The sequence below is a fragment of the Mesorhizobium sp. M0898 genome (genome assembly GCF_040319695.1).
Lineage (GTDB): Bacteria > Pseudomonadota > Alphaproteobacteria > Rhizobiales > Rhizobiaceae > Mesorhizobium.
In genome coordinates, this window is record NZ_JAMYOE010000022.1 from 39,085 (window position 1) to 64,514 (window position 25,430).

Annotated in this window: 20 protein-coding genes and 1 pseudogene; 5 read left to right on the forward strand and 16 right to left on the reverse strand. The window is 60.1% G+C overall.

What is annotated here, in order from left to right; translation table 11 throughout:
- Positions 1–167 precede the first annotated feature (167 nt).
- Positions 168–1,583 carry an adenylate/guanylate cyclase domain-containing protein gene (locus NKH90_RS21345; RefSeq protein ID WP_352684416.1) on the forward strand — a complete coding sequence of 472 codons (1,416 nt, stop codon included), beginning with the start codon at positions 168–170 and terminating at the stop codon, positions 1,581–1,583.
- Positions 1,584–1,620: 37 nt separating this feature from the next.
- Here NKH90_RS21345 and NKH90_RS21350 read toward each other — a convergent pair whose 3' ends face one another.
- The 8 genes from NKH90_RS21350 to NKH90_RS21385 all read right to left on the reverse strand — a co-directional run bounded on the left by NKH90_RS21350 (position 1,621) and on the right by NKH90_RS21385 (position 12,446).
- Complete coding sequence (locus NKH90_RS21350) at positions 1,621–2,100, reverse strand: class I SAM-dependent methyltransferase (RefSeq protein WP_352541938.1); 480 nt, start codon at positions 2,098–2,100, stop codon at positions 1,621–1,623.
- 208 nt (positions 2,101–2,308) lie between these two features.
- Positions 2,309–3,490 (reverse strand): ABC transporter permease, encoded by a 1,182-nt coding sequence (locus NKH90_RS21355; protein ID WP_352614641.1) that lies wholly within the window; start codon positions 3,488–3,490, stop codon positions 2,309–2,311.
- Positions 3,487–4,485: an ABC transporter permease gene (locus NKH90_RS21360; protein ID WP_023675966.1), complete on the reverse strand. Its 999-nt coding sequence runs from the start codon at positions 4,483–4,485 to the stop codon at positions 3,487–3,489. The genes NKH90_RS21355 and NKH90_RS21360 overlap by 4 nt, the downstream gene beginning before the upstream one ends.
- 2 nt (positions 4,486–4,487) lie before the next feature.
- On the reverse strand, positions 4,488–6,386 hold the full coding sequence (locus NKH90_RS21365; protein ID WP_023675965.1) for an ABC transporter substrate-binding protein: 1,899 nt from the start codon (positions 6,384–6,386) through the stop codon (positions 4,488–4,490).
- Positions 6,383–8,278, reverse strand: coding sequence for an ABC transporter ATP-binding protein (locus NKH90_RS21370; protein WP_352614644.1), 1,896 nt, complete (start codon positions 8,276–8,278; stop codon positions 6,383–6,385). The genes NKH90_RS21365 and NKH90_RS21370 overlap by 4 nt, the downstream gene beginning before the upstream one ends.
- A 149-nt stretch (positions 8,279–8,427) precedes the next feature.
- Entirely contained in the window at positions 8,428–9,768 is a 1,341-nt protein-coding gene (locus NKH90_RS21375; protein ID WP_352684409.1) for an adenylate/guanylate cyclase domain-containing protein, read from the reverse strand.
- A 51-nt stretch (positions 9,769–9,819) separates the two neighbouring features.
- Complete coding sequence (locus NKH90_RS21380) at positions 9,820–11,163, reverse strand: nucleotide sugar dehydrogenase (protein ID WP_352820746.1); 1,344 nt, start codon at positions 11,161–11,163, stop codon at positions 9,820–9,822.
- Between the two features lie 104 nt (positions 11,164–11,267).
- Positions 11,268–12,446 (reverse strand): DUF3095 domain-containing protein, encoded by a 1,179-nt coding sequence (locus NKH90_RS21385; protein WP_352820748.1) that lies wholly within the window; start codon positions 12,444–12,446, stop codon positions 11,268–11,270.
- Between the two features lie 74 nt (positions 12,447–12,520).
- Between NKH90_RS21385 and NKH90_RS21390 the strand changes: the two genes are divergently transcribed.
- Together NKH90_RS21390 and NKH90_RS21395 are read left to right on the forward strand one after the other, a co-directional pair.
- The gene (locus NKH90_RS21390) at positions 12,521–13,609 is read left to right on the forward strand and encodes a glycosyltransferase family 4 protein (protein WP_352820749.1); all 1,089 of its coding nucleotides are present in this window, start codon (positions 12,521–12,523) and stop codon (positions 13,607–13,609) included.
- Positions 13,606–14,430: a polysaccharide deacetylase family protein gene (locus NKH90_RS21395; RefSeq protein WP_352820751.1), complete on the forward strand. Its 825-nt coding sequence runs from the start codon at positions 13,606–13,608 to the stop codon at positions 14,428–14,430. Before NKH90_RS21390 ends, NKH90_RS21395 begins: the two co-directional genes overlap by 4 nt.
- A 1-nt stretch (position 14,431) precedes the next feature.
- Here the strand turns inward: NKH90_RS21395 and NKH90_RS21400 are convergent, their stop codons facing one another.
- From NKH90_RS21400 to NKH90_RS21415, 4 genes are all read right to left on the reverse strand, one after another.
- Positions 14,432–15,286 (reverse strand): MBL fold metallo-hydrolase, encoded by an 855-nt coding sequence (locus NKH90_RS21400; protein WP_352470894.1) that lies wholly within the window; start codon positions 15,284–15,286, stop codon positions 14,432–14,434.
- A gap of 126 nt (positions 15,287–15,412) precedes the next feature.
- On the reverse strand, positions 15,413–15,862 hold the full coding sequence (locus tag NKH90_RS21405) for a cyclic nucleotide-binding domain-containing protein (RefSeq protein ID WP_023675957.1): 450 nt from the start codon (positions 15,860–15,862) through the stop codon (positions 15,413–15,415).
- A gap of 157 nt (positions 15,863–16,019) precedes the next feature.
- Positions 16,020–18,734: an ABC transporter transmembrane domain-containing protein gene (locus tag NKH90_RS21410; protein WP_352500819.1), complete on the reverse strand. Its 2,715-nt coding sequence runs from the start codon at positions 18,732–18,734 to the stop codon at positions 16,020–16,022.
- A 17-nt stretch (positions 18,735–18,751) separates the two neighbouring features.
- Positions 18,752–19,117 (reverse strand): hypothetical protein, encoded by a 366-nt coding sequence (locus NKH90_RS21415; protein WP_352470896.1) that lies wholly within the window; start codon positions 19,115–19,117, stop codon positions 18,752–18,754.
- Between the two features lie 85 nt (positions 19,118–19,202).
- Between NKH90_RS21415 and NKH90_RS21420 the strand changes: the two genes are divergently transcribed.
- A complete protein-coding gene (locus NKH90_RS21420) occupies positions 19,203–19,871 on the forward strand; it encodes a class I SAM-dependent methyltransferase (protein WP_352450272.1) in 669 nt (222 codons plus the stop codon).
- 211 nt (positions 19,872–20,082) lie between these two features.
- Here NKH90_RS21420 and NKH90_RS21425 read toward each other — a convergent pair whose 3' ends face one another.
- The 4 genes and pseudogenes from NKH90_RS21425 to NKH90_RS21440 form a co-directional block, all read right to left on the reverse strand.
- The gene (locus NKH90_RS21425; protein WP_352820752.1) at positions 20,083–21,261 is read right to left on the reverse strand and encodes a glycosyltransferase family protein; all 1,179 of its coding nucleotides are present in this window, start codon (positions 21,259–21,261) and stop codon (positions 20,083–20,085) included.
- Positions 21,258–22,502 (reverse strand): glycosyltransferase, encoded by a 1,245-nt coding sequence (locus NKH90_RS21430; RefSeq protein ID WP_352820753.1) that lies wholly within the window; start codon positions 22,500–22,502, stop codon positions 21,258–21,260. Before NKH90_RS21430 ends, NKH90_RS21425 begins: the two co-directional genes overlap by 4 nt.
- Position 22,503: 1 nt before the next feature.
- On the reverse strand, positions 22,504–23,718 hold the full coding sequence (locus NKH90_RS21435; protein WP_352450264.1) for a glycosyltransferase family protein: 1,215 nt from the start codon (positions 23,716–23,718) through the stop codon (positions 22,504–22,506).
- A 493-nt stretch (positions 23,719–24,211) separates the two neighbouring features.
- Positions 24,212–24,516, reverse strand: a pseudogene (locus NKH90_RS21440) (ferritin-like domain-containing protein); the annotation flags it as partial.
- A gap of 401 nt (positions 24,517–24,917) precedes the next feature.
- On the opposite strand from NKH90_RS21440, the gene NKH90_RS21445 reads away from it, so the two are divergent.
- Entirely contained in the window at positions 24,918–25,256 is a 339-nt protein-coding gene (locus NKH90_RS21445; RefSeq protein WP_352820754.1) for a hypothetical protein, read from the forward strand.
- The last annotated feature ends 174 nt before the right edge of the window (positions 25,257–25,430 follow it).

Sequence of the window (25,430 nt, forward strand, 5' to 3'; positions counted from 1 at the left end):
CATAGTGCTGCTTGCGGCCGGTTAAAATCCGCCGAATGGAAATTGAACGGTCACCAGGCTTATCCATTCGAATGGCCGTACGGTCCGTTTCGAAGTAAGATGGAGCACTCGGACCAAAGATCGGTCCGGTCAAAACGCCTCGAGGTGCATTTTCCGGAGCCTGCACGATGAACGAAGCTCAGGATCTATTCTCACTTCTGCGACGATCGGCCGATGTCGATCCGCAGGCGATCGACGCGATCAAGCGAACCATCGCGGAGGGCGAGGACCGCGAACTTTGCCGCATCAATGCGCCAGCCTTCGCCAGCAAGCATGGCCTCGACGAGGAGCGCGCAATAGGCGCCTTTCTCCATGCGGCGCGGGTGGGCATCTTCGACATTTCCTGGAATGTTCTGTGCCCCGGCTGCGGCGGCGTGCTCGACACCAACGCCACGCTGAAAACCCTGCAAAAGGACGAATACACCTGCGCGCTGTGCTCCGAGGGCTATTCACCGACTCTCGACGAGATGGTCGAGGTGACATTCACCGTCAGTCCCCGCGTGCGCAGGATTGCCGCACACAATCCACACGAACTGCCGGTGGCGGAATATTTCCGCCAGATCTACTGGGCGTCCGGCGTCGATCTGCCGGAAGAGGATTTCGTGAAAAAGCTGGAAGCGTTCTCGCTGGAGGATATCGAGCTTGCGCCCGGTGAAAAGGCGGTTCTGACCATACAGCTTCCGTCTGAATTCATCATCGTCTTCGAGCCGGTCACCCATTCAGCGCAGTTCATCGACGGGAAGGGCGAACCAACAAAGGAGCGCCGGAGCCTCTCTTTGGCCTTCGACCGCGACCATGTCCAGAACCAGACGCTGGAGATGCAACCCGGCCCGTTGCGCATTTCGCTGGAAAACCGGACCGACACCCGCGTGCTGCCGACAGTCTTCATCGCCGGCCAGACATTGCATGATTTCCTGGGAAAACGCCGGCCCTTCCTGACCGCCAAGCGCCTGCTCACCAACCAGACGTTCCGCGATCTCTATCGCACGGATACACTCGACATCAACCAGCGCCTGAAGATCACCAGCCTGACGTTCCTGTTCACCGACCTGCGCGGATCGACCGAGCTTTACGAGCGGGTGGGCGACCTTTCAGCCTTCGATCTCGTGCGCGAGCATTTCCAGGTTCTGCACGAGATCGTCACGGCGGAGGCAGGCGCGGTGGTGAAGACGATCGGTGATGCGGTGATGGCGACCTTCGCGACGCCTGATCGTGCGATTGCTGCAGCCCTCAGGATGCGCGATGCCATGCGTACGCTCAACGACAAGAGCGGCCGCGAGGATCTGCTGCTCAAGATCGGAGTCCATGCCGGCCCCTGCATCGCCGTGTCGATGAATGAGCGACAGGACTATTTCGGCCAGACGGTCAACATTGCTTCGCGGGTCCAGAACCTTGCCAACGCACAGGCGATCTTCGCCACTCGAGCGGTGGTCGACGACAATCTCACCGCCGATCTCTTACATAGGAACGCGCTGACGCCCGTGCCCCACGAGGTCTCGCTGCGCGGCATTGACCGGGAGATAGCAGTATACACGATCCCCTGAAGGCTTGGCCCCTGAAGAGTTGGCTCGTCCCGGCCCCTCACACGCGCCTACAGATAAAATAACGATCGGCGGCAATCGAAGGTGGCGGCGAGAGGCGTTGCAACTGCGGGTGATCGAGCGGCGTGCCGCTGACCGCGATGCCGCCGACGCGAAGCAGGCGCGCGGTCAGATCGGGAAGCCAGGTAGAGGTCACTGCATCGCGATCTTCATAGCCGGTGCCGATGTCGGCATGAACAAGAGCGGCGTCGATGCCAATGAACCTGCTCGCCGTCTCGCGTATTTCGCCGAGCACGAGGTTTTCAGCTTCGGGAATTGAGCTGGCGTGTGCGGCAAGTGCGCGATCGAACGCTACGATCCGGCGTCCGGGCAGGCGCTCGCGCAGATGGTGGAACGTCCGGCCATTGCCGAGGCCGAGCTCGAGCACCGGCCCCTCCATCTTCGCAACCTCGGCGCAGACATGATCGAGTATGTCGCGCTGTGCGGTCATCCTCCGGATGAAACTGTCAAGACGACTCATGTGCGATTGTATGTCCAGAACCAGTTCACGAAATCAACTGCCCCCGACCAGAGCGTTTCGCGGCTGAAACCCAAGCCGACGAGCTAAACCCCGATCGAGTCTTGCCGCGTGTAGAGGCGAACGATGAACACTGCAACAAGCGAACAGGCTGCCGACAAGGATCATACCGGGTGGAATCGGCGGCGCAGCGCGCGGCGGAACAGCGATGTCATTTGTAGGGGTCCGCGGCGTCCCGCAACCCGTCGCCGAGGAAGTTGAACGCCAAGATGACGAGAACGACGGGGAGCATCGGCAAAAGCAGCCATGGATAGAACGCGATCACGCTGACGCTGCGCGCCTCGGTGAGCAGGATGCCCCAGCTGGTTATCGGTGCCCTCAGGCCGAGCCCGAGGAAGCTCAGCGCCGTCTCGCCCAGGATCATGCCGGGTATGGAGATCGTCGCCGTCGCGATCAGATGCGACATGAAGCCAGGAATGAGATGCCGCCCGATGATGCGGCTGCTTCTGGCGCCCATCAATTGCGCGGCCAGAACGTAATCCTCCTCGCGCAAAGCTAGAAGCTTTGAACGCACGGCCCGCGCCAGTCCGGTCCAGTCGAGCAGCCCGAGGATGACGGTGATGCCGAAATAGATCAGGATCGGACTCCAGGTTATCGGCATGATCGCCGCCAGAGCCAGCCATAGCGGAATGCTGGGGATCGATTGCAGAACTTCGATTATCCGTTGGACGATCAGGTCGAAGATACCGCCGTGATAGCCGGCCAGTCCGCCGATGACAATGCCGAGCAGGAAGCTGAAACTGATGCCGACGAGGCCGATTGTCAGTGAAATGCGGGCGCCATAGATGATGCGCGAGAGCACATCGCGCCCCAGCCTGTCAGTGCCGGCCAGAAAGAGCTGGCCGTTTTCGGCGGGGCAGACAAAATGCCTGTCACCTTCGATCAGGCCCCAGAACCGGTACTTATCGCCCTTGCAGAAGAAACGGATCCGCTGAACATCATCCTGTTTCTCGATGTAGTTCCGCTTGAGCGTGTCCATATCCAGCGTCATCTGGCGGCCATAGACGAACGGCCCGACGAACTCGCCGTTGTGGAACAGGTGCACCCGCTGCGGCGGCGAATAGATGTAGTCCATGTTGCGCGTGTGCAGATCGTAGGGCGCCAGGAACTCGCAGATCAGTATCCCGAAATAAAGCGCTGCCAGGAATATGCCGGATACAAGGGCAAGCCGGTGCCGACGGAATTTCCACCACATCAGCCGCAACTGCGACGCCTGAAAGACCTTCTCCTGCTCCGGCGTCATCGCCTCGACCGACTGCAGGTCAAAGGGCTCGATGGAAACGTAGTGTTGCAGTGGGGCACCCGGAGCGGGCAGCGGCGATTGCGTGTTCATTTGGTGCTGCCGCCTTGCAAACGAATTCGCGGATCAAGTAGCGCCAGCGCCAGGTCGGAAATCAGGACGCCGATGACCGTCAGGAAGGCGAGGAACATCAGGAACGACCCTGCGAGATACATGTCCTGGCTTTGCAGCGCCTTGATCAGCATCGGCCCGGTCGTTTCCAAAGACAGCACGATCGCCGTGATTTCGGCACCGGAGATGATGGCCGGCAGGATAGAGCCGATATCCGAAATGAAGAAATTGAGCGCCATGCGCAGCGGATATTTGACCAGCGCCCTGAAGGGATGAAGGCCTTTGGCGTGCGCGGTCACGACATATTGCTTATGTAGCTCATCGAGCAGATTGGCGCGCAGCCGCCGGATCATGCTTGCCGTGCCCCCGGTGCCGATGATCAAGACCGGAATCCAGAGATGGGCGAGGATCGATTTCGCCTTGGCCCAGCTCATCGGCTCGCCGAGATATTGCTGGTCCATGAGATGGCCGATAGACGTTCCGAACCAGATGTTGGCGAAATACATCAGGATCAGCGCCAGCATGAAGTTCGGAATCGCAAGGCCGAGAAGGCCGAAGAAAGTCAGGCCGTAGTCGCCCCAGCTGTATTGATGCGTGGCGGAGTACATGCCGATCGGAAAGGCGATGAGCCAGGTAAAGATGATCGTGACGAAGGAAACCAGCACCGTCAGCCACATTCGGTCCCCGACGACGTCGCGAACCGGCAGCTCATATTCGAAGGAATAGCCGAAATCGCCGTGCAGCATCCCGCCGACCCAGTAGAAGTAGCGAATGACCGGTGGCTTGTCGAAACCATATTCCTTGCGCATCATCTCGATGCGATCGGAATCCACCGCTTCGCCCTGAGCCCGAAGCTCGGCAACATAGCTGTCGAAATAGTCGCCTGGGGGAAGTTCGATGATCGTGAACACCAGTGCCGATATGACCAGCAGCGTTGGAACCATCACGGCGATACGCCAGACAAAATATCGAAGCACGCTCAGGACTCTCCAAGCCAGAATGTATCCGGCATATAGACACCGAAATAGGCGGTCGGGTCGTAGCCGTAGAGCGCCTTGTCAGGCAGATTGCGCAGCCGCGAGGATGCCAGAATCGGCTGATGCGTTCCGTTTACCGTGCCGATCGAAAACACCTGATCGGTATAGATCGAAAGCATTGAATTCCAGATCTCGGCGCGCTCCGTGGCTTCGGTCGATGCGTTCCAGCGCTTGAGTAAAGCCATCAACTCGACCACGGGCGGAAGATCGGGCGCTTCGCCGACCTTGCCACGGGACAAGTAGTGAGCACCCCAGAGCGGCCATTGCAGCTGGTCATCGACGGTGGGGGCGAGTTGGTAGGGGTTCATGTCGGCGGTCGGCACGCCATTGTCGATGCCCGACCACATCGACATCATGATCTGGCCACCAAGCGCGCGGCTGCGGAAGATGTCGCGCTGCGAAGTCCGGATGAACAGGGCGATGCCGATCTTGCGCCAGTGATCGGTGATGAGCTCGAGCGCGTCGGTTTCCAGCGTGCTTTCGCCGGCCGTTTCCACTACGAGCTGCGCCGGGCGTCCGTCGGGGAGTATCCGCAGGCCGTCATCGTCACGCGCCTGAAGCCCGACCTCGTCGAGCAGGGCATTGGCCTGGTCGGGATCATGGGCGACCCAGGCTTTCGCGAATTCCGGCCGGTAGAGCGGGCTCTCCGGCAGGACCGTATCGGCACTTTCCTGCGCCAATCCGTAGAACACAGCCAAATTGATCTCGCGCCTGTCCACAGCGAGCGAAAGTGCGCGGCGCACGCGCACGTCACGAAAAAGGCCACGCCACACCTGGTCGGCACAATTCAGATTGGGCAGCAGCGCCAGCCGCGAACCTTGTGTGCGTTTCCAGAGATGCATCTTCACCGGGTAGCGTTTCTCCGCATCCTTCAGGAAGGAGTAATCGGTGAAGTCAATTCCCATGCCTTGCAGGTCGCTCTCGCCCGCACCGGTCTTGGCGGAAATGATCGCCGACGAGCTGACATTCATGACAATCCGGTCGACATAAGGCAGTTGCCGGCCATTCTCGTCTATTCGATGAAAGAACGGGTTCCGCTCGAAGACGAACTGCTCAGCCGGCGGCTTGGTCCGGTTCTGCCAGGGATCGAGCGTCGGCAGTTCCGGGTTCTCCGGGCGATACTGCCGCGACATGCGGATATGCAAGAGCGTCCATTTCTGGGCCCGGTTCTCCTTCATTAGGCCGGCGAGCCGGAATGGATCTTGGTATTTCTTGTGGAACTGCTTGAGATAGGCGGCCGGCAGAACAAGCGATAGGGGCGAAGCAGCGGCGAGCTTGGGCAGGAAGTCGGGATTGGGCGCATCCCAACTATAGCGGACCGTCAACGGATCGACGATCTCGAAGCGTGGCGGCTTGCCGTCCGCCAGCAGGGCCGGGGCGAGCCCGCCTTGCGAAAGCTCATCGTTAAGCCAGACATCTTCCCAGCAATAGCGAAAATCCTCCGACGTCAGCAGGCTACCGTCAGACCATTTATGTCCTTCTCGTATCTTGAAAGTGAAGACACGATCATCCGCTACATCGAAACTTTCGAGAATGTCGGCTTGCAGGTTAAGCTTTTCGTCATAGCCGACCAGGCGAGCGTACCCGTAGATTGTCATCATCCGGATGTCTTTCTGGCTGCCGATGATCGTGCGCAGCGTGCCGCCATATTGGCCGGGCTGCCGGCCCATCGCGGCGAGATTCAACGCGCGAGGGCGCTTGGGCAGGCGTTCGGCGAGTGCCGGCAGCGCTCTGGCCTTCAGCTGCGGCTCAAGAAATTCCGGCTCCAGATCGCCGGCGCGCAACGTGCCCGGCAGAAATGCCGAAGCCATGAGTCCAAGGACGGTGCGCCGGCTGATCAATGGCGTAGCTCGCTGAAATCGGCCGAACGTCGGGCCAGCACGAGGTGGCCGCCGCCAAGATCGAGCGGCGACAGCATATCCTCGTCGCCCTCGTCGCGGAATTGCGGTCCCCATGCGCTGGTGTCGGAAGCGCCGCTGAGTTTCAGCGTCTTGAAATCCATCGGCCTGTCGAGATCGGGGAAAGGTACTGCGGCGACCAATGAGCGCGTGTAGGGGTGGACCGGTTTCCTAAGCAGAATTTCGCGCGGCGCGAGCTCGACGATACGCCCGCCGCACATCACCGCGATACGGTCTGCCATGTAGTCCACCACCGCGAGGTTGTGGGATATGAACAGGTAGGTCAGGCCCAGTTCCTTCTGCAGGTCCTTCAGAAGGTTCAGGATCTGCGCCTGGACAGAGACATCGAGTGCCGAAACCGGCTCGTCGCAGATCAGGAGTTCAGGCCCCAGCGCCAACGCGCGCGCGATGCCGATACGCTGACGCTGCCCGCCGGAGAAACTATGCGGATAACGCTTTATGAAGCGCGGGTCGAGCCCGATTGCCTGCATCAGGCTCTTGACCGTGGCGAGTCGGGACGCGGCATTGCCACGTCGATGGATTTCCAGCGGCTCGCTCAAAATGTTCTCCACCGTCATGCGGGGTGAAAGCGACGAAACCGGATCCTGGAATACCATCTGGATTTTCGCGCGCAGCATGCGCAGGGCGTCTCCCTCGGCTTCCAAGACGTCGATCGGACCATCGCGGCCATTGAAGATCACAGAGCCGCCGGTAGGGGTGACAGCCCGCATGAGGATCTTGCTGACGGTGGTTTTGCCGGAGCCGCTTTCGCCGACAAGACCCAGGCACTCACCCCGCCTGATATCAAAGCTCACGCCGTCCACGGCGCGAACAGAGGTTTGATGATCTCCGCCGAACCATCCGGACTTGCGGATCGTGAAGGTCTTTGTCAGATCGCTGACCGATAGCAGGAGGTCGTTCGGCCCCTTCGATGCCGGCGCCGTCTGCTTGCCGAGCAGGTTCCCGACATTCACCGGCACCTCGCGGAGCGCCTTTAGCCTTTCGCCGGGCTTCAGGTCGAAATGCGGAACGGCTGCCATCAGGCCCTTCAGGTAAGGGTGGCCCGGCCGGCGGAATATCGCCTCCACGGGTCCCGCTTCCATGATCTCGCCATGGTACATGACCACCACCTCGTCGGCGACATTGGCGACTACGCCAAGGTCGTGCGTGATCAGCAGCATCGCCATGTTCAGCTTCGTCTGAAGCTCGCGCAGCAATTGCAGGATTTGCGCCTGGATGGTCACGTCCAACGCCGTCGTCGGCTCGTCGGCGATCAACAGGGCGGGCCGGCAGATAAGCGCCATGGCGATCATGGCGCGTTGACGCAATCCTCCCGAAAGTTCAAAGGGATACATGTCATAGGCGCGCTTGGGGTTGGGAAAGCCGACAAGGCCGAGCATTTCCTCGGTCCGCGCCTTGCGCTCCACCCGGGCCATGGGCGTATGAATCTGCAGTGATTCGCTGACCTGATTGCCGATCGTATGCAGCGGCGACAGCGATGTCATCGGCTCCTGAAATATCTTGCCGATGCGGCTGCCTCTCAACGCCCGGATTTCGGTTCCGTCACGCGGCATCTGCAGGATATCCTGCGTCGTACCGGGCTTTTTTGGATCGGAAAACAGGATACGGCCGCGAACATGGGCTGTGTTCGGCAAAATGCCCATCACTGCCTGGCTGAGAACCGATTTTCCGGAGCCGGACTCGCCCACAAGCGCGGTAACCTTGCCGGGCAGGACGCGAAGATTTGCACGCCTGACAGCATGCAACGGTCCCCCTATAATGGCAAAAGAGATGCCAACATCCTCGATCCGCAGCAGATCAACGCCCAAATTCATTCTCACACCAGCCCCCACTCTGGCACGTCCAGAAGGCGAGACTAACGCATTGCCAGCCTAGAGCAACTTGGATTCGAACAGTCGCCAGTTCCCTGGCGGAACCGGCGACCGAACTGCATACCAAACGCGTTCGGATCAGATCGTGGCGGTTACTGGAGCTTCCTCGGGTCGCCCGCGGACGGCCGCGCGGCATTGCGATGAAGCAGCATGACCTGCTCGGCGTCCGATATTCGGTCGTAAATCGGCTCCAGCGCACCGTCTTCATCGAGTGCGAGAGCACCCGACAAATCGGGTGAAAGCACCGTTAGCTTCTGCCTGATGCCCGCCAGTTCCTCCATGCCGAGCGCCAGCCAGTTGTTGGCGCCGCAATAGCTGGCGAAGTCTTTGCTGGCGAGAACGCTGTGCGGATATTTCTTGGTCAGGGTCTGGAGGCGCTGGACCTCGTTTACAGCCGAGCCGAAGACAGAGAATGTGAGCCGGTCGGTAAGCCCGACATTGCCGAACATCACATTGCCGACATGCAGGCCGATACCATAGTTTATGTCGCTCAATCCCTGCTGCTTTCTGCGCAGATTGAGATCCATCATGCGCGCGGTGGCCTTGTGCGCTGCCGCAAGAGCAGCCTGGCAGGCGATCTCGGACTGCGAACGGTGCCTTGCGCAAGGGTAGACGGCAATGAAGCCATCCCCTATGAAACTCATGATCTGCCCGCCCTTGCGATTGAAAGGTGCAGCAGCGGCGTCGAAAAACTGGTTCAGCGTATCGATATAGACTTCGCGGCCGGAGGTTTCGGCAAGTCTTGACGACCCGCGCATGTCGCCCATGACCAGTGCCGCCCGGATTGTATCACCCTCGCCGCGCTTGATCTGGCCTTCGAGCACGCGCCTGCCGGCGTCGCCGCCGAGATAAGTGGTCATCATGTTATCGGCAAGCTTGGTGAGCACCGCCATCTTGGTTGCGATAGCGAGATGGTTCTGGATGCGCAGCAGCGCCGAAATCATGCTGTCGCTGAAGCCTGCAGCACTGTCGGTGGACCAAGACCCGATCATGCCCTGACTGGTGTTGCCGCTGAAGGGATGGACAAAAGCCATGTAATCGGTGACGCCCATCAGCTTGAGGTCATCGAAAACAGGAAATTCCGACGGCACCGACGGGTCGAGCCGGCGCCGCAGATGGTCCAGCTTGTGGCTGAGCAGATGGTAGTATGGGCTGGTCAGGAATCTGTCGGAATGAACGCCGTTCTCCTTGCGGAAGCCTTCCACTTCCAGGCCCTGGCCGCGGAGCCAGGTGAAGCCGAGCGCGTCATAAAGCGGATGAAGCATCGAAAAGCTCAAATGCACCCGCTTCAACGGCAGGCCGGCAGCAGCCAGCCGTTCACAAAAGCCCCTTACCAATGTTTCCAGGTCGTTGCCCGCCAACGCCGATTGGGTCAGCCAATCGGCAACCTTATCCATGAGAATGGCAGAAATTTCTGCTTGCGCTGTGCTCATGCTATCTCGAAATCTCCTTGATCTGCCACAAATTCGCCGGCTCGGACGCCGTCAGGCCTTCACCACCGTCTCTCGGGCTAGCCCGAGGCGGCCAAAAACATTGCGTGTGTCGACGATCAGTAGAGCGTGATCCGCGATCGCCTGATAGTCGATCGCGTCGTGGTCGGTTGCAACGACGACAGCGTCGAAATCCTTCAAGGCCGCCTCGGTCAATTCGACCGAGCGACGCCCCTTGATCGCCATATGCTCCCGTGTGGCCGGGATTTCGGCAACATGCGGATCGTGGAATTCCGCCTTGCCGCCCCATTCCTCGATGAGTTCAATGAGCCGCAATGAGGGGCTTTCGCGGATGTCGGGCACATTCTTCTTATAGGCGAGCCCGATGATGAGAATGCTCGAGCGGCTGAGCGCCTTGCCGCAGCGCCGGTCCAGCGCCTTCGCCAGTTCATCGACCACATGACGCGGCATGGCCGTGTTGATCTCTGCCGCCAGCTCGATGAAGCGGGTCGGCAGTTCGTATTCGCGAGCCTTCCACGTCAGGTAGAAGGGATCGATCGGAACGCAGTGCCCGCCAAGTCCAGGGCCGGGATAGAAAGGCATGTAGCCGAAGGGCTTGGTCTTTGCCGCCTCGATCACCTCCCATATGTCGATTCCCATCGCACCGAGCACGATCTTCAACTCGTTGACGAGGGCGACGTTGACCGAGCGGAAGATGTTTTCCGTCAGCTTGACCGCCTCGGCGGTCGCCGTGGTGGAAACCGGAACGACGGTCTTGACCACGCCATGGTAGAAAGCCTGCACGAGCGTCGCCGCTTCAATGCCGTCACCTGCCACGACCTTGGGGATCGTCGCGACTTCAAAGCTGCGGTTGCCGGGATCCTCGCGTTCGGGCGAGAAGCCGAGGAAGAAATCTATTCTCGACTGCAAGCCGGTTTTTTCCAGGATGGGCTTGATCACGTCGTCGGTGGTGCCGGGATAGGTGGTCGATTCCAGCACGATCAGCTGGCCGAAACGCAGATGCTTCGCGATGGTGCCTGCGGTGTTCCTGACAAAGGAGAGATCCGGCTCGCGGTGTTTCGTCAGTGGTGTCGGAACGCAGATGATGATGACATCGCAGACGGCCAGTTCGGCAAAATCCGCAGTGGCGCGGAACCGTCCGCTTGCCACCTGGCCGGCAAGAGCTGTCGACGTCACCGCCTCGATGTAGGATTGGCCGTTGTTCAGGCTCTCGACCTTCTGGCCTTCGATGTCGAAGCCGGAAACCGGGAAGCCGGCGCGTGCGATCGCAACCGCCAGCGGCAACCCGACATAGCCCAGTCCGATCACGCCGACTTGCGCGGCGCGCGTCGAAATCCGGGTCAGAAGACGGTCATATATCGATCGTGAGGCGTCCAACAATCTGCTTTCTGTTAATTCGGACAGGCCGTCCGCTTCCATGGTGAGGTTCACCGCTCACAAGAGCCCCGAGGCATATTGCGGAAAATCGATGTCCGCAAGCGTCAGACCGGCACCTTCGCCTTAAGGCTTGCGGCAGCCATCGCATAGCCGCCGGCGGCGCCATCGATGAAATGAACGTGATCGCGCTGCAGCGGCGATGCGACGAGGCATGTCATCAAGGCCGATTTCTGGCGGTGCAGGCCATAGTTGCAGATGCCCGCCTCTTCCGCCTGTTTCAGCCGGTCCTCGATCCGTTGCAACACATCCGCGTCAACGTCGATGGTCATCTTCAAGCCATCGTCGAACTTCCGGAAATCCGAATTGCTGGCCACTTCGCGTTTGTAGATCTTCGGATCGAATCTGCCGATCGTCCAGCCATATCTATCCGTAACAGCCGTAAGCGTCATCAGGAACACTATCCACAGCTTCGACAGCCACCGCCGTCCTGCCGGCGCCGTGGCCCGCGCCTCGATATCGAGGCCGGCGGGCAGCAAACTGTAGTCCGGCCCGTTCACCGGCACCGGGTGGCCATCGCGTTCCTGCCTGCCGGCAAGGGCGATGATGTCGGAAACCAGAAACTGAAAACCGCGCAAGTCGCGCGACGCCCCCGGTATGGCTATGATCGAGACGATTTCGCCATGCCGGGCTTCGATCGGGTTCCAGCGACACGAGAGGCCGGTCAGGTCCGGCCGCGCGCCGGCCGGCGCAGGATCGATGCGGTAGCGCCCCGCTTTCATCTCGGCTTCCGCCCAACTGCCGCCACCTCCGGCGAACATGGCATAGAAGACCGCATCGGAGGCCTGGAACCTCGCCACGCGAACGTCGAGGCCTTGCGCTCTTATATCCTTTATCGGCACGATTGCGGCACGCAAGGTCAGGTCCAGTTCGTCCGCCACCCATCTCTGGACAGCCGCCAGCGCGTTGCGGGTGATCTCCAGCGCCGAGCCGGGAAACGCCACGAGCGCACCGTCGCCGCCGAAGACAAAGGGAAGATCTTGCCTACCCAGCGCATTGAGCAGCGCCGAAATGACGCTGGCACCGGCCATATTGACGGTTTTATAGCGCCCCGCCTCGATCGCCTTGGTCGAGCCGACGATGTCTGCGGTGGCCAGCGCCCAGCCATCGGGGAGAGGCCGATAGTTATCGATATCGGCAACGCTTTCGAACTTTGCGAAGACCGGCAGAGAAGCAACAAACGGATCGGACGCGGCAGCTGTTTCCATGAGTATCAGATAGCACATTCCAGTGCTTGAGGGTGAAGTCGATCATGCTTCGAATTTGACTTGCGCAGGCTTTCCGATGATAGGGTCCGGCGATGCGAATTGCCTTCTATGCGCCGCTGAAGTCGCCCAATCATCCCGTTGCCTCCGGCGACCGCCAGATGGCACGGATGCTGGTCAAGGCACTGGAGCATGGAAGGCATAGCGTCGAATTGGCATCCGAATTGCGCTTCTATCTACGCGAACCGGATTCGAAAAGTTTCGATGCGCTCAAGATCGAGGCCCGGGAGGAAGCCGCGCGGCTGGCAAGGCTTTGGGATCGTGACGGCAAGCCCGATCTGTGGTTCACCTATCATCCCTATTACAAGGCACCCGACCTGATCGGGCCCGAACTGGCGTTGGCCTTTGGTGTCCCCTATGTGACAGCGGAAGCCTCCTATTCGAGGCGGCGCAACACCGGTTTGTGGGCCGATACGCAAGCGTTGGTGGCGCGAGCCGTCGAACAGGCGGCGCTGAACATCTGCTTCACGCAAAGGGATCGTCAGGGACTGGCAGATGCGGTACCCGACGCCGCTTTCGGCATGCTTTCGCCCTTCATCGACACATCGCTATTCCGGGAAACGCCGGCGCGGGGTTGTCCGTCGCGCCTCGTTACCGTCGCCATGATGCGCCCGGGCGACAAAGTCGAAAGCTATGGCATGCTGGCGCAGGCGCTCGGTTCGATCGGTCACCTGCCCTGGACGATGTCGGTCGTCGGGGACGGACCTGCCCGCGAGGAGATCAAAGCGCAATTCGCCGGCTTGCCCGCCGACCGTATCGAATGGCTTGGCGCGATTGAGCCAGCCGCCGTGCCGGATGTCCTCTACAGTGGGGGAATTTACGTCTGGCCGGGTTTCGGCGAGGCCTATGGCGTTGCCTATCTTGAAGCACAGGCCGCCGGCCTTCCGGTTGTGGCTCAGGACATCGCCGGCGTGCCGGAGGTCGTGCGGGATGGCCAGGCCGGGTTTCTCACCCCGCCGGGCGATGTGGCGGCGTTCGCTTCTGCCATTGAAAGGCTTCTGGCCCGTAACGACGAAAGATCCATCATGGCCGCAGAAGCCAGACGTTTCATCCTCGAAGAACGTTCTATCGGTGCTGCGGCGGCGCGTCTGGCCGAACTTCTTGCAAAGATCCCGGTCTCATGACATCCGATCAGATCTGGCAACCCTTGGTGGAGGAACTGGCGAGCCGGCAACGGGCGGACCGTAAGGCAGAGTTCTGGCTGCGCGACGATGACGCCGTGGATCCGACGCCTGCGCTTGATCGGTTGCTCGACCTCACCGGTGAATTCGCGGTTCCGGTGACTCTGGCCGTCATTCCCGCCCTGACTGACGAGAAGCTTGTCGTTCGGCTTGACGAGGCGCCGCATGCCACGGTCGCCATCCATGGCTGGGCGCACCGAAATCATGCGCCCGAGGACCAGAAGAAGCAGGAGCTCGGCGCGCATCGGCCACGCGAGGCGGTGCTCGATGATCTGGCTCGCGGGCTGGCGCACGTAACCGGCCTGCACGGCGCACGTGCTGTTCCGATGCTGGTACCACCCTGGAACAGGATCGACGCCGGCTTGGTATCCGACCTTGGATCGATAGGATTTTCGGCATTGTCGGTCTATGGGCCGCCAAGGCCGGCTTCACTTGCGGTCATCAACAGCAATGTCGACATCATGGATTGGCATGGCACGCACGGCTGCCGCGATCATGGCCTATTGGTTCAGGCTATCATCGCGCACTTGCAGCATGCATTCGATAGGGGCGAACCGGTGGGCCTGCTCACCCACCATCTCGTACATGATGAATCGGCCTGGCTCTTCCTCGAACGGCTGTTCACAGTCACCGCAAAGACTGAAGCCTGCGCATGGCTTCCGATCAGGACATTGATCGGGCGCAGCGCCGGTGGAACAATTCCAGGAAAGTGTGAACGGTTTCCGTCCGGAATTGCGTCAAGACAAAGAGATAGAGGAAAATAGCTCAGCGCTTTTTGCGCAATGAGACTGGAATGTTGAGCGTCTGGCCATCCCGCGCGGCAAAAGCGCCGGTAAACCTGTCCTTGGCCAGTTTCTGGATCTTGTCCAGTTCCTTGTCGGTGCGTGTCGGATCGTGGTGAAACAGCGCAAGCCTCCGCGCACCTGCCGCCTCACAGAGTTTGACGCCCTGTTGCCACGTCGAGTGCCCGTAACCGCGGCGGCGTTCCATTTCCTCCTCGGTGTAGGTGCAATCGTAGATGACAAGGTCGGCATCTTCGATCAGGCCGAGCACCGTCTGATCGAGTTTGTCCGGGTCGTGCTCAGTGTCTGTGATCACCGCCACGACGCCGCCACCCCATTCGACCCGGTAGCCTATGCAGCCGCCCGGATGCATAAGACTGCCGGTTCGGACCACCACCCCTTCGCGCGGGCGAAGCACGTCTCCGGATACGAAATCGCGATAGTCGAGGCTTGCCTTGCAGGCCTCCAGTTTCACCGGAAACCACGGCGGCCGCATGAACTCATCGACCATCTGCCGGGTCGTCATGTGTCCTGCAAGATGCCCGGACCAAAGCGTAACCTTGGCGCCCCGATCATAGATCGGCGCAAAAGACGGCAGCCCGATGATGTGATCGTAATGGCAATGGGTGAAAAGCAGGTCGAAATCGGTCACGCCCAACGCCTGAAGCGCCGCGCCGGCAGGCCGTAGGCCAGAGCCTGCGTCGAACAGAAGCGTGTGCTTACCGCATCGCATCTCGACGCAGATTGAGTTGCCGCCATAGCGAGAGAATTCTGGGCCTGATACCGAAATGCTGCCGCGGACACCCCAAAACCTGACCAGGAAAACGTTGTCGTCCATGCTACCCCTTCGCCCATCATATCCAAACAACTGCTGCTAGGCGAGACAGACAGGCTTTCTCCGGGTGATCTTCTCAGCGAGAGGACAGTGCCGTCACGACGGCGAGGATCGAGCGCACGTCCTTCGTTATTTGGCGCTTCGTGCGTCGATCAGATCCGCGGTCGTATGGCTTAGGCGATCGGCAAGAACCCGCAATATCTCGATGGTCATTTCCGGGAACTCCCTCATAAGCCTCAGGAAATGATCCTTGCGGATTCTCAGGGCTTCCAGCGGACTTGCCGCTCTGACGGTGGCAGTGCGGGAGCTGTTGCACAATATGGCGATCTCGCCAACGATCGAATTTGGCTCCAGTTCGGCAACTTTTATCGGTCCGCTGTCGGAATCGACAAGAATATCCGCTCTGCCTGAAAGGATGACATAGGCGGCGTCTCCCTCGTCGCCCTGCCGGAAAAGGATCTGGCCGGCGCTGTAGCTCACACGATCGGATGTGAACGCAAGCAGCTTGAGCTTTGTCGGCTCGATGGCAGAGAACAAGGGAACGCGTTGCAGCATTCCAACTTCATCCTTGAGCAGCATTGTCGCAAACCTTCCAAAATTCGCGTTTGCCAGACTAGAGCAACGGACGCCCCGATGGAATCAATTCTCTTTCCGGGATGGCGAGACAAACCACGCGAAAGGTGGCGAGCCGGATGTCGTGCACCGGCAGAATGATCCCATCTGAATATCCGTTGCTCTATGACAACAGTTCCTTGAAGATACCGTTCCCTGCCAAAAGTGTCTCGTGTGTTCCGTCTTCCGCCAATTGACCCGAGTCGAAGACGATAACGCGATCGAACATCATCGCCATTGCCGGACTCGTCACGACCCACACAATTGCCGGCGAATGGCCGTCGCGCCTGGCTTCCTCGAGCACATTTCGCAGCACCTTATCCTGCATGCGCTGATCGAGCGCCGACAGCGGCCGGTTGAGAATGAGAAAATCGGGACGCTTGAGCAAGGCCCGGGCAACATCGAGCTTCTGTCGCTGTCCACCGGTCAGGCGCCTGCCGCCGGAGCCGACGTTGAAGTCCAGGCCGACATCCAGAAGTTCGCCATAAAGCCCCAGTTCGTCAAGAATGTCATAGACGATGGAGCGTATGCGGTCGGGCGCGTCCGGATGATTGTTGCCCACACGCCCGAACAGGACATTATCCATGACGGTGGCCGCGGCAATGTATTTGGCAGGATCATACCGTTCGACCGCATTGTGCAGCTCGGGCGGCAGGTCTTCATAGAACCGGTTGCGTGCAGCGACGATCTTGCTCATCAGCTCGTCGCTCAGCAGGCCGAAGCGGTGCCGGGGCTCGATGTAGGCAAAGCTCAAGGTAACGATCATGGCGCGATCGTTTTCCGAAACCGCCTCGTAGGGACGGTTCTTGAGTCGTTGCAGCAAGGTTTCGTAGGCGGGTATCTCCTCCGCGCTCATGAAGGCGAGCTGCTGGAAGAACTGGTGATCGGGCGGCAGGTCGGCAAACAGCTCGATCGCCTGTTTGGCGATCTCCAAGCCCATTTCGTAGAGCGTTCGGTCGAGGCCGGCTTGCCTCAGCACGGAAGCAAAATAGGGATTGGCCGCCAGGGCCCTGTCGGCCAGTTCGGGGCCGGCGGCAGCACCGAAGAGCAGGTTTTGGCCGATCGTTGCTTCCTTGTTGTAGGCGCCCGGTTCGAAAGGAACCACCAGTCCGCTCAGCCCCTCTTGTTCCAGCCGGGTCCGCAGCGCCGCACGCAGTTCGACGATCCGCCTGGCAAGCTCCGTGTGACGCGTGAGGTCGGCCGAAGAGCGCAAGCCGAGATCCAGAATGTCACGCGACAGAACAACCGCGTCGAGCACCCGGCGCACGGCTTCAAAGAGGTCGTGCGGGCCGGTAGCGCCAGCGGAAGCATAGTTGATCCAGTCGCTGTGGATATCAAGATCCGGATTGCCCGACCGGCGCGCCTCGTGAATGTTCCAGCGTTGCTGATCTGCCGCAGCACCGTCATAAGGCACCGATGTCAGCGGTGCATGCTTCAACCCGTAGAGCAGGTTGTCGCGGAGGCTTGCCTGGAACAGGAAAACATCCGACGAGGCATACGACATGCGCCGGCCGGTTACTGCTTCGGGGAGTTCAAGCAGGTCGTCGGTGCCCGAAGCGACCCTTCCGCTGTCCGGCCAGGTCAGCCGCGCGAAGGCTTCTGCAAGCGCCTCCGCTCCACCTGTTGCGGTACTGACCAGTGCCACCGTCTCACCCGGCTTGACCTGGAGGGAGATACGGTTGAGGAGCATTGCACCGCCATCGTCTGCTACGGACAGATTGATCGCCGACAGCGGCTTGGTCATCGGATCGGGATCGTCGATCGTCAATGCCCCGATTTTCGGCGCGATGAGACCCTCGACGGTGAACTGTTCAACGACCTGTTGATATTTGACCTGGACATCCTGCCGATCCTGATCCCAGTCGATCAGTTCCTTCATCGGTCCGGGCAGGTCCTTGTAGGCGCCGATCACAGCCACGAGCTGGCCGACGTCCAGCCGCCCCTCGAGGACCAGATACCCGCCGATCATGTAGAACAGAAAGGGCGTGAGCTGCGCGAGAAAATTGTTGAGGAACTTCACCATGAATTTCCATTGGTAAAGATCGAAGCGGATCTTGAAGATGAGCCCGAGCCGGGCAGCTATGTCGGCGCGCTCGTAGTTTGATGTATCGTGGACGTGAACCGCGCCGATGCCGTCGACGATTTCGCCAACCCGGCCCGAAAGCGCGCGCGCGGTCAACTGCCGTTGGCGCCCGAGCACGATCAGCCGCCGCCGCATTCGCGGGATGAGCACGATCTGGATCGCCACGATCACGACCGCTATCATTCCGAGCCAGACGTTCTGGATCATGATGAACAGCATGGCCGTCAGCGCTTGGCCGCCGAGCAGTACCGGCTGCAGGAAGGCGTCGCCGATGAAGCCGCCCAGCGGCTCCACCTCGTCCTTCACCATGGTCGCCACTTCGGCGGATTTCACCCGCTTGAAATAAACCGGCGGAAAACGCAGCACACGGTCGACCAGATCGAAGCGGATACGCCGCAGCATGCGTTCGCCGAGGCGGCCCTTGTAGGTGTTGATGTAGAATTTGAACAGGCCGTTGATGACGACTAGCAAGAGGAACACAAGGCTCAGGGCAAACAGGGTCTCCTTGCGGTCGAGCTGAAAACCGGAGAAGAACTGGACCTCTCCAACGAACGGCAGGTTATAGTGTAGCCTCATGAATGGCTGGGTCGCGCCCGGTTGCTCGAAGCCGCGACCTTGGATCGGTCCGTTGACGATCAGCTTCGGCAGGTCGAAGGACATGAAATACGGGATCATCGAAAGCACGACGATCATCAATATCCAGAGTTGCTGCTTCTTGGTGTGCGTCCAGATATAGCGGGCTAGGCTGGCTTCCATATGCGACTGTGGACCCTTCAGTTGGAAGGATGCAGGATGTAAAAGCACCTGCTGGCGAATGGCGTATCGGCAATTTCTTCATCGCCAACGACAAGCTCGAAGCTGCTGTGCACGGACATTGTCCTGCGCTCAACGATGCAAGAAACCTGCGAGGCGGCGCGATCCAGTTCCGACGCATGGTCGATGGCATCGACATGGGCATTGTTGATCGGCGAAGACAGCGGCTGGCCAAACGGTCCGCGGCTTTCGTAGGGCTTTGGCGAACAGCCGAGCGGCACGAGGCCGCAGCTGCGCGGCTGGTGCTGGCGGATGGACGCCGATGATCCGGACAGATGCAACAGGCTCTCTCCGGCACCGGGCAATAGCCAAGCGGCTTGCAGCATGATCACGTCCGCGGAATCAAACAGTCTTGCGGGAGGCAAGATTGCGTTGTGTCGCCCAAAATCCCAACATACAAGACGAATTATGATGGATGTCACGCAACCACGCAATGCCATGGACTGGCACGAGCAAGCCTTAGACCTCACGCGGGGAATTGCTGCTTATGTCAACTGCCCTCTCGTGGCAGGGCTGGCGCGGGTCGTCGCCAAGCATCCGAAGGCCGATATCGCCAACGCCTTCAACCACAAGCAGGTCGCCTGCAAGATGTGGGCGCTCGACAGGCTGTTCGAAAGCGGCGGCGGCCGCTTCGGACGCATATGGGTTCTGGGTGGATGGTACGGCGTATTGCCGGCAATGCTTTTCAACGACGCCCGCTTCGACATCGCGGCGGTCGATAGCATCGACATCGATCCCGAAGTCGCGCCGGTCGCCCGGACCCTCAACCGGGAAGCCGGCGACCGGTTCCGGGCGCTGACGGCAGATATGTACGCACTCGACTATGCGGCCGGGCGGCCCGATCTGATGGTCAATACGAGCTGCGAACACATAGCCGATCTGCGCGCCTGGCTTGCTCTGCTTCCGCCGGGCACGAATGTACTGCTGCAATCGAACGATTATTTCAGCGAGCCGACGCACATCAACTGCGTGGCTTCGCTTGCAGCCTTCGAAGAAATGGCGGCGCTACGGGAGGTGCGGTTCTCCGGCGAACTGCCGACAAAAAATTATACGCGCTTCATGCTGATTGGAACTGTTTAACGCATTTCGCCCAAAAGCGCGTAGCGGTTTGGGAAACGACATGCATAAAAACAGGACTTGAAGCGCGTCGCACGAATCTCACCAGGCGCGACGCGCGTTAGAGCATTTGCAGGAAAGTGTGGAAACGGCTTTCCGTCCGGAATTGCGTCAAAACAAGAGACAGAGCGGTTCTGCGTGAAAACGATGAACCGCTCTAGGATCTATCGTCTGTTTAATCATGAACTTTTCCGAAACCGGGCCCCACATTTAGGGACCATGTTCGATGCCGCTCGCGCAGGATTTGCGCGGAGCGACGCGCGCCTTCCAGATCGAGACGATGCGCGGATGTCGTCGGTTCCACAAGCGCTTGTTCGATCGCTTGCGCCAAACCTTCAGGCGTCAGGTCCTTTTCGATCAGCACCGTTGCAAGACCGAGTTCTTCGAGCATCAGGGCGCGAACCGTCTGTTCGGTTTCCCCGCCGGCTGCAAATGGGACGAGCAGGGAGCGACAACCCGCGCGCAGGACATCGCAGACCGTGTTGTAACCCGCCTGCGAGACTGACAGGCGGGCGCCGGTCAGCAGGCTGGCGAAATCCTCGCGGAACCGGAAGATGGACAGGCCTGGCGTGGCATCGCGTGCGATCGCGTCAAACTCGTCTTTCGGCAGGTTTGGGCCGGTGATCAAGCACCATTTCCAAGCGTTGTTGGCATTCCGCGCCGCTGCGATGGTGGATCTGACAAGGCTCTTTCCGGCAGCCCCGCCGCCAACCGACACCAGAACGTCGAAGCGCTCGGAGGCCGCGGGCGATGGCGGCGCGGCAACGAGCCCCGTGTAGGCGACCTCGGCCCTGATCGCCCCAGCCAGTGGAAATGTCTTGTCGATGGTTGCGAAAGCCGGATCGCCGTGGACCATAACAAGATCGAAATGCCTGTTGATGAGATCGACCGTTTCCTGGTTTCGGCCCAGCTTGACGCGCTCCTGGAGGATATCACGGACGGACGTCGCCAGCAGCGGTCTGGGCGACGTCGCGTCGATCGCCTCGATCAGCGGCAAGAGTTCGAAACGCATCTGCCGGCGTCCAAATGGAAACGCCTCGACAATGACGATATCAGGCCTGCAATCCCGGAATGCCTGCAGCAGCATCTCTGAACGCCATTTCTTGAAATCATCGTCGATCGGGTTGCCTTGCAGGTCGACAAGTCCCGAAAATCCTTCATCACCGGAGGTGACAGGTGGCAGGGTTACAGATTGTACACCCAGTCCCGGAAACCCGGCGATCGGCGCTCCGCCGGTCACGACGGTAACGTCAAACCCGTCATCGACCAGAGCCGCCGCAATGCGGCTGGCGCGCGCGAGATGGCCGATGCCTAGCAAGTGCTGGACATAGAAGAAAGCGCGCAGCCGCTTCATTCGGCGGCCCGCCACTCCCGCTCGAACAGTTCCTTGAGCTGTCCAATGCTTGCCATGTGATCGAAATTGGCGCGCACGCGCCGCTCTGCGGCGTCGCCGAGGCGGTCGCGGAGCACGGGATCTCGGATCAGGCGCTCCAGCGCCTGTGCCAGGGCAATCGGGTTTTCCGTCGGAACCAGCAACCCGGTTTCATCCGGCGATAAAAGCTCCGGCACGCTGGAAATATCGGTCGACACGCAGGCAAGCCGCTGGCTAGCCGCCTCCACCAGAACATTCGGCAGACCGTCGCGGTCGCCATTTGCGGTGATCCTGCAGGCCAGGGCGAAGATGTCGGCGCGGCGGTAGTGCTCAAGCACCTCCTCCTGCGCAAGCGCGCCTTTCCAAGAGACGCGACCATCCAGGCCGAGCTTTTGCGCCAGCGCCTTGAACCGTTCCAGTTCTTCGCCGCCGCCGATATGCTCGAAACGCCACGCCAAATCGCCGGGCAGCAGGGCAAGGGCCTCCAGCAACGTATCGTAACCTTTCTTTTCAACGGCGCGCCCGACACTCAGAACGACAACCGGTTCGTCCGGAGCCGAGCCGTCATGCTGCTTTCGCGCTTCGCCGAAACTGCCGAAGCGATCAAGGTCGAGCCCATGATAGCTCAGATGCACAGACGAGTTGCCGTTCGCGAGTTTTTTCAGACGGTCGAAGCCGGTTTTCGTGCAGGTGACCGTCCAGCGCGCCGAGGAAAGCTTGCCGGCCAGATCCCAGTCCGCCGAAGTCCAGATGTCCTTGGCATGGGCAGAGCAGGTCCAGGGCTGGCCACGAAGCTGGCTGGCATAGCGCGTCACCGATGCAGGCGTGTGCGCGAAATGTGCATGCAGCCAGCCTGCGTTTTCCGGCCATTCGGCCGCCAGCACGAGCGCTTGCCCGAAGCGCCGTGCGCGATTGCGCGTAAAGTCGCGGGGCATATCGGCAGCCAGCGATCCGAGCGCGCGCCAGAAGCCCGGACGCAGCAGACAGGCAAACAGCGAGCGAAGCACGCGCAGCGGCTCTTCATGCAGATATTCCGGCAGATAATGGATGGGCGCTTTGATCTCGTCATGCACGGGGTGGCGTTTTTCGTCGGTCGGCCGCCTGAGCGCGACGAGTATCAGGTCGAACCCCGCACGCTCAAGACCGAGCAGTTCCTGCGCGATGAAGGTTTCGGACAGCCGCGGATAACCCTTCAGAACCACGACGATCTTGCGGTGTTGCAACTCAGGTCATTCCTTCAATGACCGAAAGGTGATGGCCGGCCCGCCGGTCGAGCAGTTCCGCGACGATTTCGGAAATATGAGGCAGCCCTTCCAGCGTCAGATGCGGATTGCTCTGCGATGGGCGGGGCCGGTCCGGCAGCACCTTCAGTGCATCGGCAAACCGCCGGGAATCCTCGGCTTCTTCCGGCAAAAGCATCTCGATGAGGCCGAGTTCGGCTGCGCGCCGTGCGCGGATCAGTTGTTCCCGGCGGGGCTCGACGCGCGGCACGATCAGCGCCGGCTTGTCGAAAGACAGTATCTCGCAATAGGTGTTGTAGCCGCCCATCGCCACTACCGCCTTGGCGCCGGCAATCAGGTCTTCCATGCGGTTGTCGAACTCGATGATCTTGATGTAAGGGATCTTGGACCCCTTCTTGAGCAGCTTGTTGCGCTTGCGCGCCGGCATGTAGGGCCCAAGCACGATCAGGGCTCTATGCTGCAATTGCGGATCCTGCTGATAGGCATCGATGACGTCGTGGATCAGATCGGCGCCGTCACCGCCGCCACCGGTAGTAACGAGGATATAGTCGCCCTCGGGCCGGTGGCCGGGCAACTCGTTCCGCTGCAGGCTCCGTTGCAGGAACCCGACGAACCTCATCTTTGCCCTGACAGCCGGGGGCACATCCAAGCCCGTCAACGGATCGTAGAAATCCGGCGGACCATAGGCCCAGACCTTGTCATAGAAGACGCCTATCTTGCGCATCACGTCTCTGCGTGCCCACTCTGCTTCGAGCAGATGCGGCGCATCCATCACCTCGCGCAGGCCAAGCACCAGCGTGGTGCCCCGCGTCTTGAGGTAGGACAGCGTGTCCTCAATCTCACCGCGCAGGCCGAGCGGTTCCTTGTCGACGATGAAGATATCGGGCCGGAAGGTCTCAGCTGTATGGCGGATGATCGACTGGCGCATCCTTAGCGTCTCATGCAGATCGATGTCCTTTTCCAGCGAGGTGTATTCGCCGTTGCGCAGCTTGATGACGCTGGGGATCTTCACGAAGTCGACACGGGCGCGGTAATCGAAGGCGCCAGCGATAGTCGCACCCGAAATGATGAGCACCTGAAGTCCGCGGAAATCCTCGACCAGCGAATGCGCGATAGTCCGGCAGCGCTGCAAATGGCCGAGCCCGAACGTGTCGTGGCTGTACATGAGAATTCGAGCGTTTTCTGCGTGCTGGGTCATTGTTGAACGTCTCTTAGAATTCTCGCCTTGAGGACCGTGAGCGACCCGCAGGATTCGAAATCATCCTCGCGGGTCTACCGACCTGTTCTGAAACATGAGGGCGCAATTTTCAATTCGTATTACAAAGAGGGTCCATATGCTGAAACCAGGAAGCTACGTCTGCTCAGCGGCCTGCTTGCCACGTGGTCCAGAAGAACCTGCATCATTTCACTGGTATTGACCATCTCGGATTCTCGGCGGCCTTGACCGCTGCGAAAAACGTGGAAACTCCAGAATGGAATAAGGTATGGGCTGGGTACTTCACTTCGAGCGTCTAAGCCAAGCTCCTAAACCATGATGTGCCTTGGCGGTGGGAAGCCGGAGCGTTGACGGAGTAGGGGACACGTTCGAACCGCCTAGATCTTGACTTCTCAGACCAGAATCTAAGGGTCAGGAGTTCGACTCTTTTCGGGCGAGCCAATTGAACTCACTAGCTTTTTGGACGCCATGGGCACATGAACTCGCCGATTGCAGGCGTGTCAAAGCTGACCTGTTTGCCGCCAACGACAGCGCCGGCCTTCGGGCCAGTATCCGAGTCTTCGATCCCTTTTCCGGTTGTACCGCGCAGGTAATATTCGGCTTCCGCATATATTCGAGATTGAGGGCGAACCGGAAAAAAATGTCTTCGTCTTTGACCTCATCCTGCGCATAGGCCCGGGAAACCGGGGCAAGGCCGGTGGCCGAAGCGAGCGTTGCTCCCAGGCCAAACTGCAACGCGCGGCGGCGCGAAACACGAAATGCAGGCGTGACGCGGATCATGGCTTCCTCCCAAAAGCCCGCCGGCATCAAACATTTTGGCACCTCAAAAGCGCACCTGCGCTCCCAACTTCAGGAGATGTGGAATGTTTCTCAATCGCCTTGAATGCTCTCACCGATGGTCGAGCAACTAGGTTTCCTCGACCCTAGCCTGATGTCAGCCGACGCACACTGCGCTGTAGCGGCGCCGGATCTGCCGGCAGCAAAAATCCCGCCGCTGCGGTCGTCCGAAGTACGCTGTCGATAAAATCCAGGACTTTTGCGTATCGATTTCGGACCAAGGTCCGTCTTGTAGAATACTGTATTTGAACAAAGCTAGGTAACAGCCGACTTTCGGATTCGAAAGTCCTGACGTTTTTCATCTGAAACCCATCCTGGCGGGAGGGCGACTCGAAGGAGGAACTATGAAAACGCGCACCTGTCTATTCGCGACTGTAGCCGCTCTCACCCTTGTCGCATCTCCGGTACTCGCTGCCCCCGGGGGCAATGGCAATGGCAACGGCAATGGCGGCAGCAACGGTAACGGCGGAAACTCGGCCGGGGCCGGCTCGCAGGGACACGGAGCCGCCACTTCCGCCGCGGCCAAGGACAAGTCGACGACCGGCGTTGCTCATGCAATGGCGGTCGTTGCCACGACGCCGGCCTCACCGCAGGCTACGCTGGCCTTGCAGGCAGCGCTGGACAGGAAGGCCGCGAAAGACGCGGCAGACACTGCCGACGACACCTCTGACGAAACCCAGTAAGCATTCCAAAAACAGACCACTTGTCGCGTTGAAAGCCGTGGTTCGCCGCGGCTTTTTTCGTTTCCCGACGACGAACTCTCAAGGTGAACAGCGCTTCCAGAAAAAAGCTGCTCCACGGCGGCACTGAAGCTACGCTAAGGCCAAACGCCGCCGCATCGGCGTCGGATTCGAGTG

Coding starts and splice junctions, on each gene's coding strand:
- NKH90_RS21345 (WP_352684416.1), top strand. CDS start 168: ATGAACGAAGCTCAGGATCTATTCTCACTTCTGCGACGATCGGCCGAT.
- NKH90_RS21350 (WP_352541938.1), bottom strand. CDS start 2,100: ATGAGTCGTCTTGACAGTTTCATCCGGAGGATGACCGCACAGCGCGAC.
- NKH90_RS21355 (WP_352614641.1), bottom strand. CDS start 3,490: ATGAACACGCAATCGCCGCTGCCCGCTCCGGGTGCCCCACTGCAACAC.
- NKH90_RS21370 (WP_352614644.1), bottom strand. CDS start 8,278: ATGAATTTGGGCGTTGATCTGCTGCGGATCGAGGATGTTGGCATCTCT.
- NKH90_RS21375 (WP_352684409.1), bottom strand. CDS start 9,768: ATGAGCACAGCGCAAGCAGAAATTTCTGCCATTCTCATGGATAAGGTT.
- NKH90_RS21385 (WP_352820748.1), bottom strand. CDS start 12,446: ATGTGCTATCTGATACTCATGGAAACAGCTGCCGCGTCCGATCCGTTT.
- NKH90_RS21390 (WP_352820749.1), top strand. CDS start 12,521: ATGCGAATTGCCTTCTATGCGCCGCTGAAGTCGCCCAATCATCCCGTT.
- NKH90_RS21395 (WP_352820751.1), top strand. CDS start 13,606: ATGACATCCGATCAGATCTGGCAACCCTTGGTGGAGGAACTGGCGAGC.
- NKH90_RS21400 (WP_352470894.1), bottom strand. CDS start 15,286: ATGGACGACAACGTTTTCCTGGTCAGGTTTTGGGGTGTCCGCGGCAGC.
- NKH90_RS21405 (WP_023675957.1), bottom strand. CDS start 15,862: ATGCTGCTCAAGGATGAAGTTGGAATGCTGCAACGCGTTCCCTTGTTC.
- NKH90_RS21410 (WP_352500819.1), bottom strand. CDS start 18,734: ATGGAAGCCAGCCTAGCCCGCTATATCTGGACGCACACCAAGAAGCAG.
- NKH90_RS21415 (WP_352470896.1), bottom strand. CDS start 19,117: ATGCTGCAAGCCGCTTGGCTATTGCCCGGTGCCGGAGAGAGCCTGTTG.
- NKH90_RS21420 (WP_352450272.1), top strand. CDS start 19,203: ATGGATGTCACGCAACCACGCAATGCCATGGACTGGCACGAGCAAGCC.
- NKH90_RS21425 (WP_352820752.1), bottom strand. CDS start 21,261: ATGAAGCGGCTGCGCGCTTTCTTCTATGTCCAGCACTTGCTAGGCATC.
- NKH90_RS21435 (WP_352450264.1), bottom strand. CDS start 23,718: ATGACCCAGCACGCAGAAAACGCTCGAATTCTCATGTACAGCCACGAC.
- NKH90_RS21445 (WP_352820754.1), top strand. CDS start 24,918: ATGAAAACGCGCACCTGTCTATTCGCGACTGTAGCCGCTCTCACCCTT.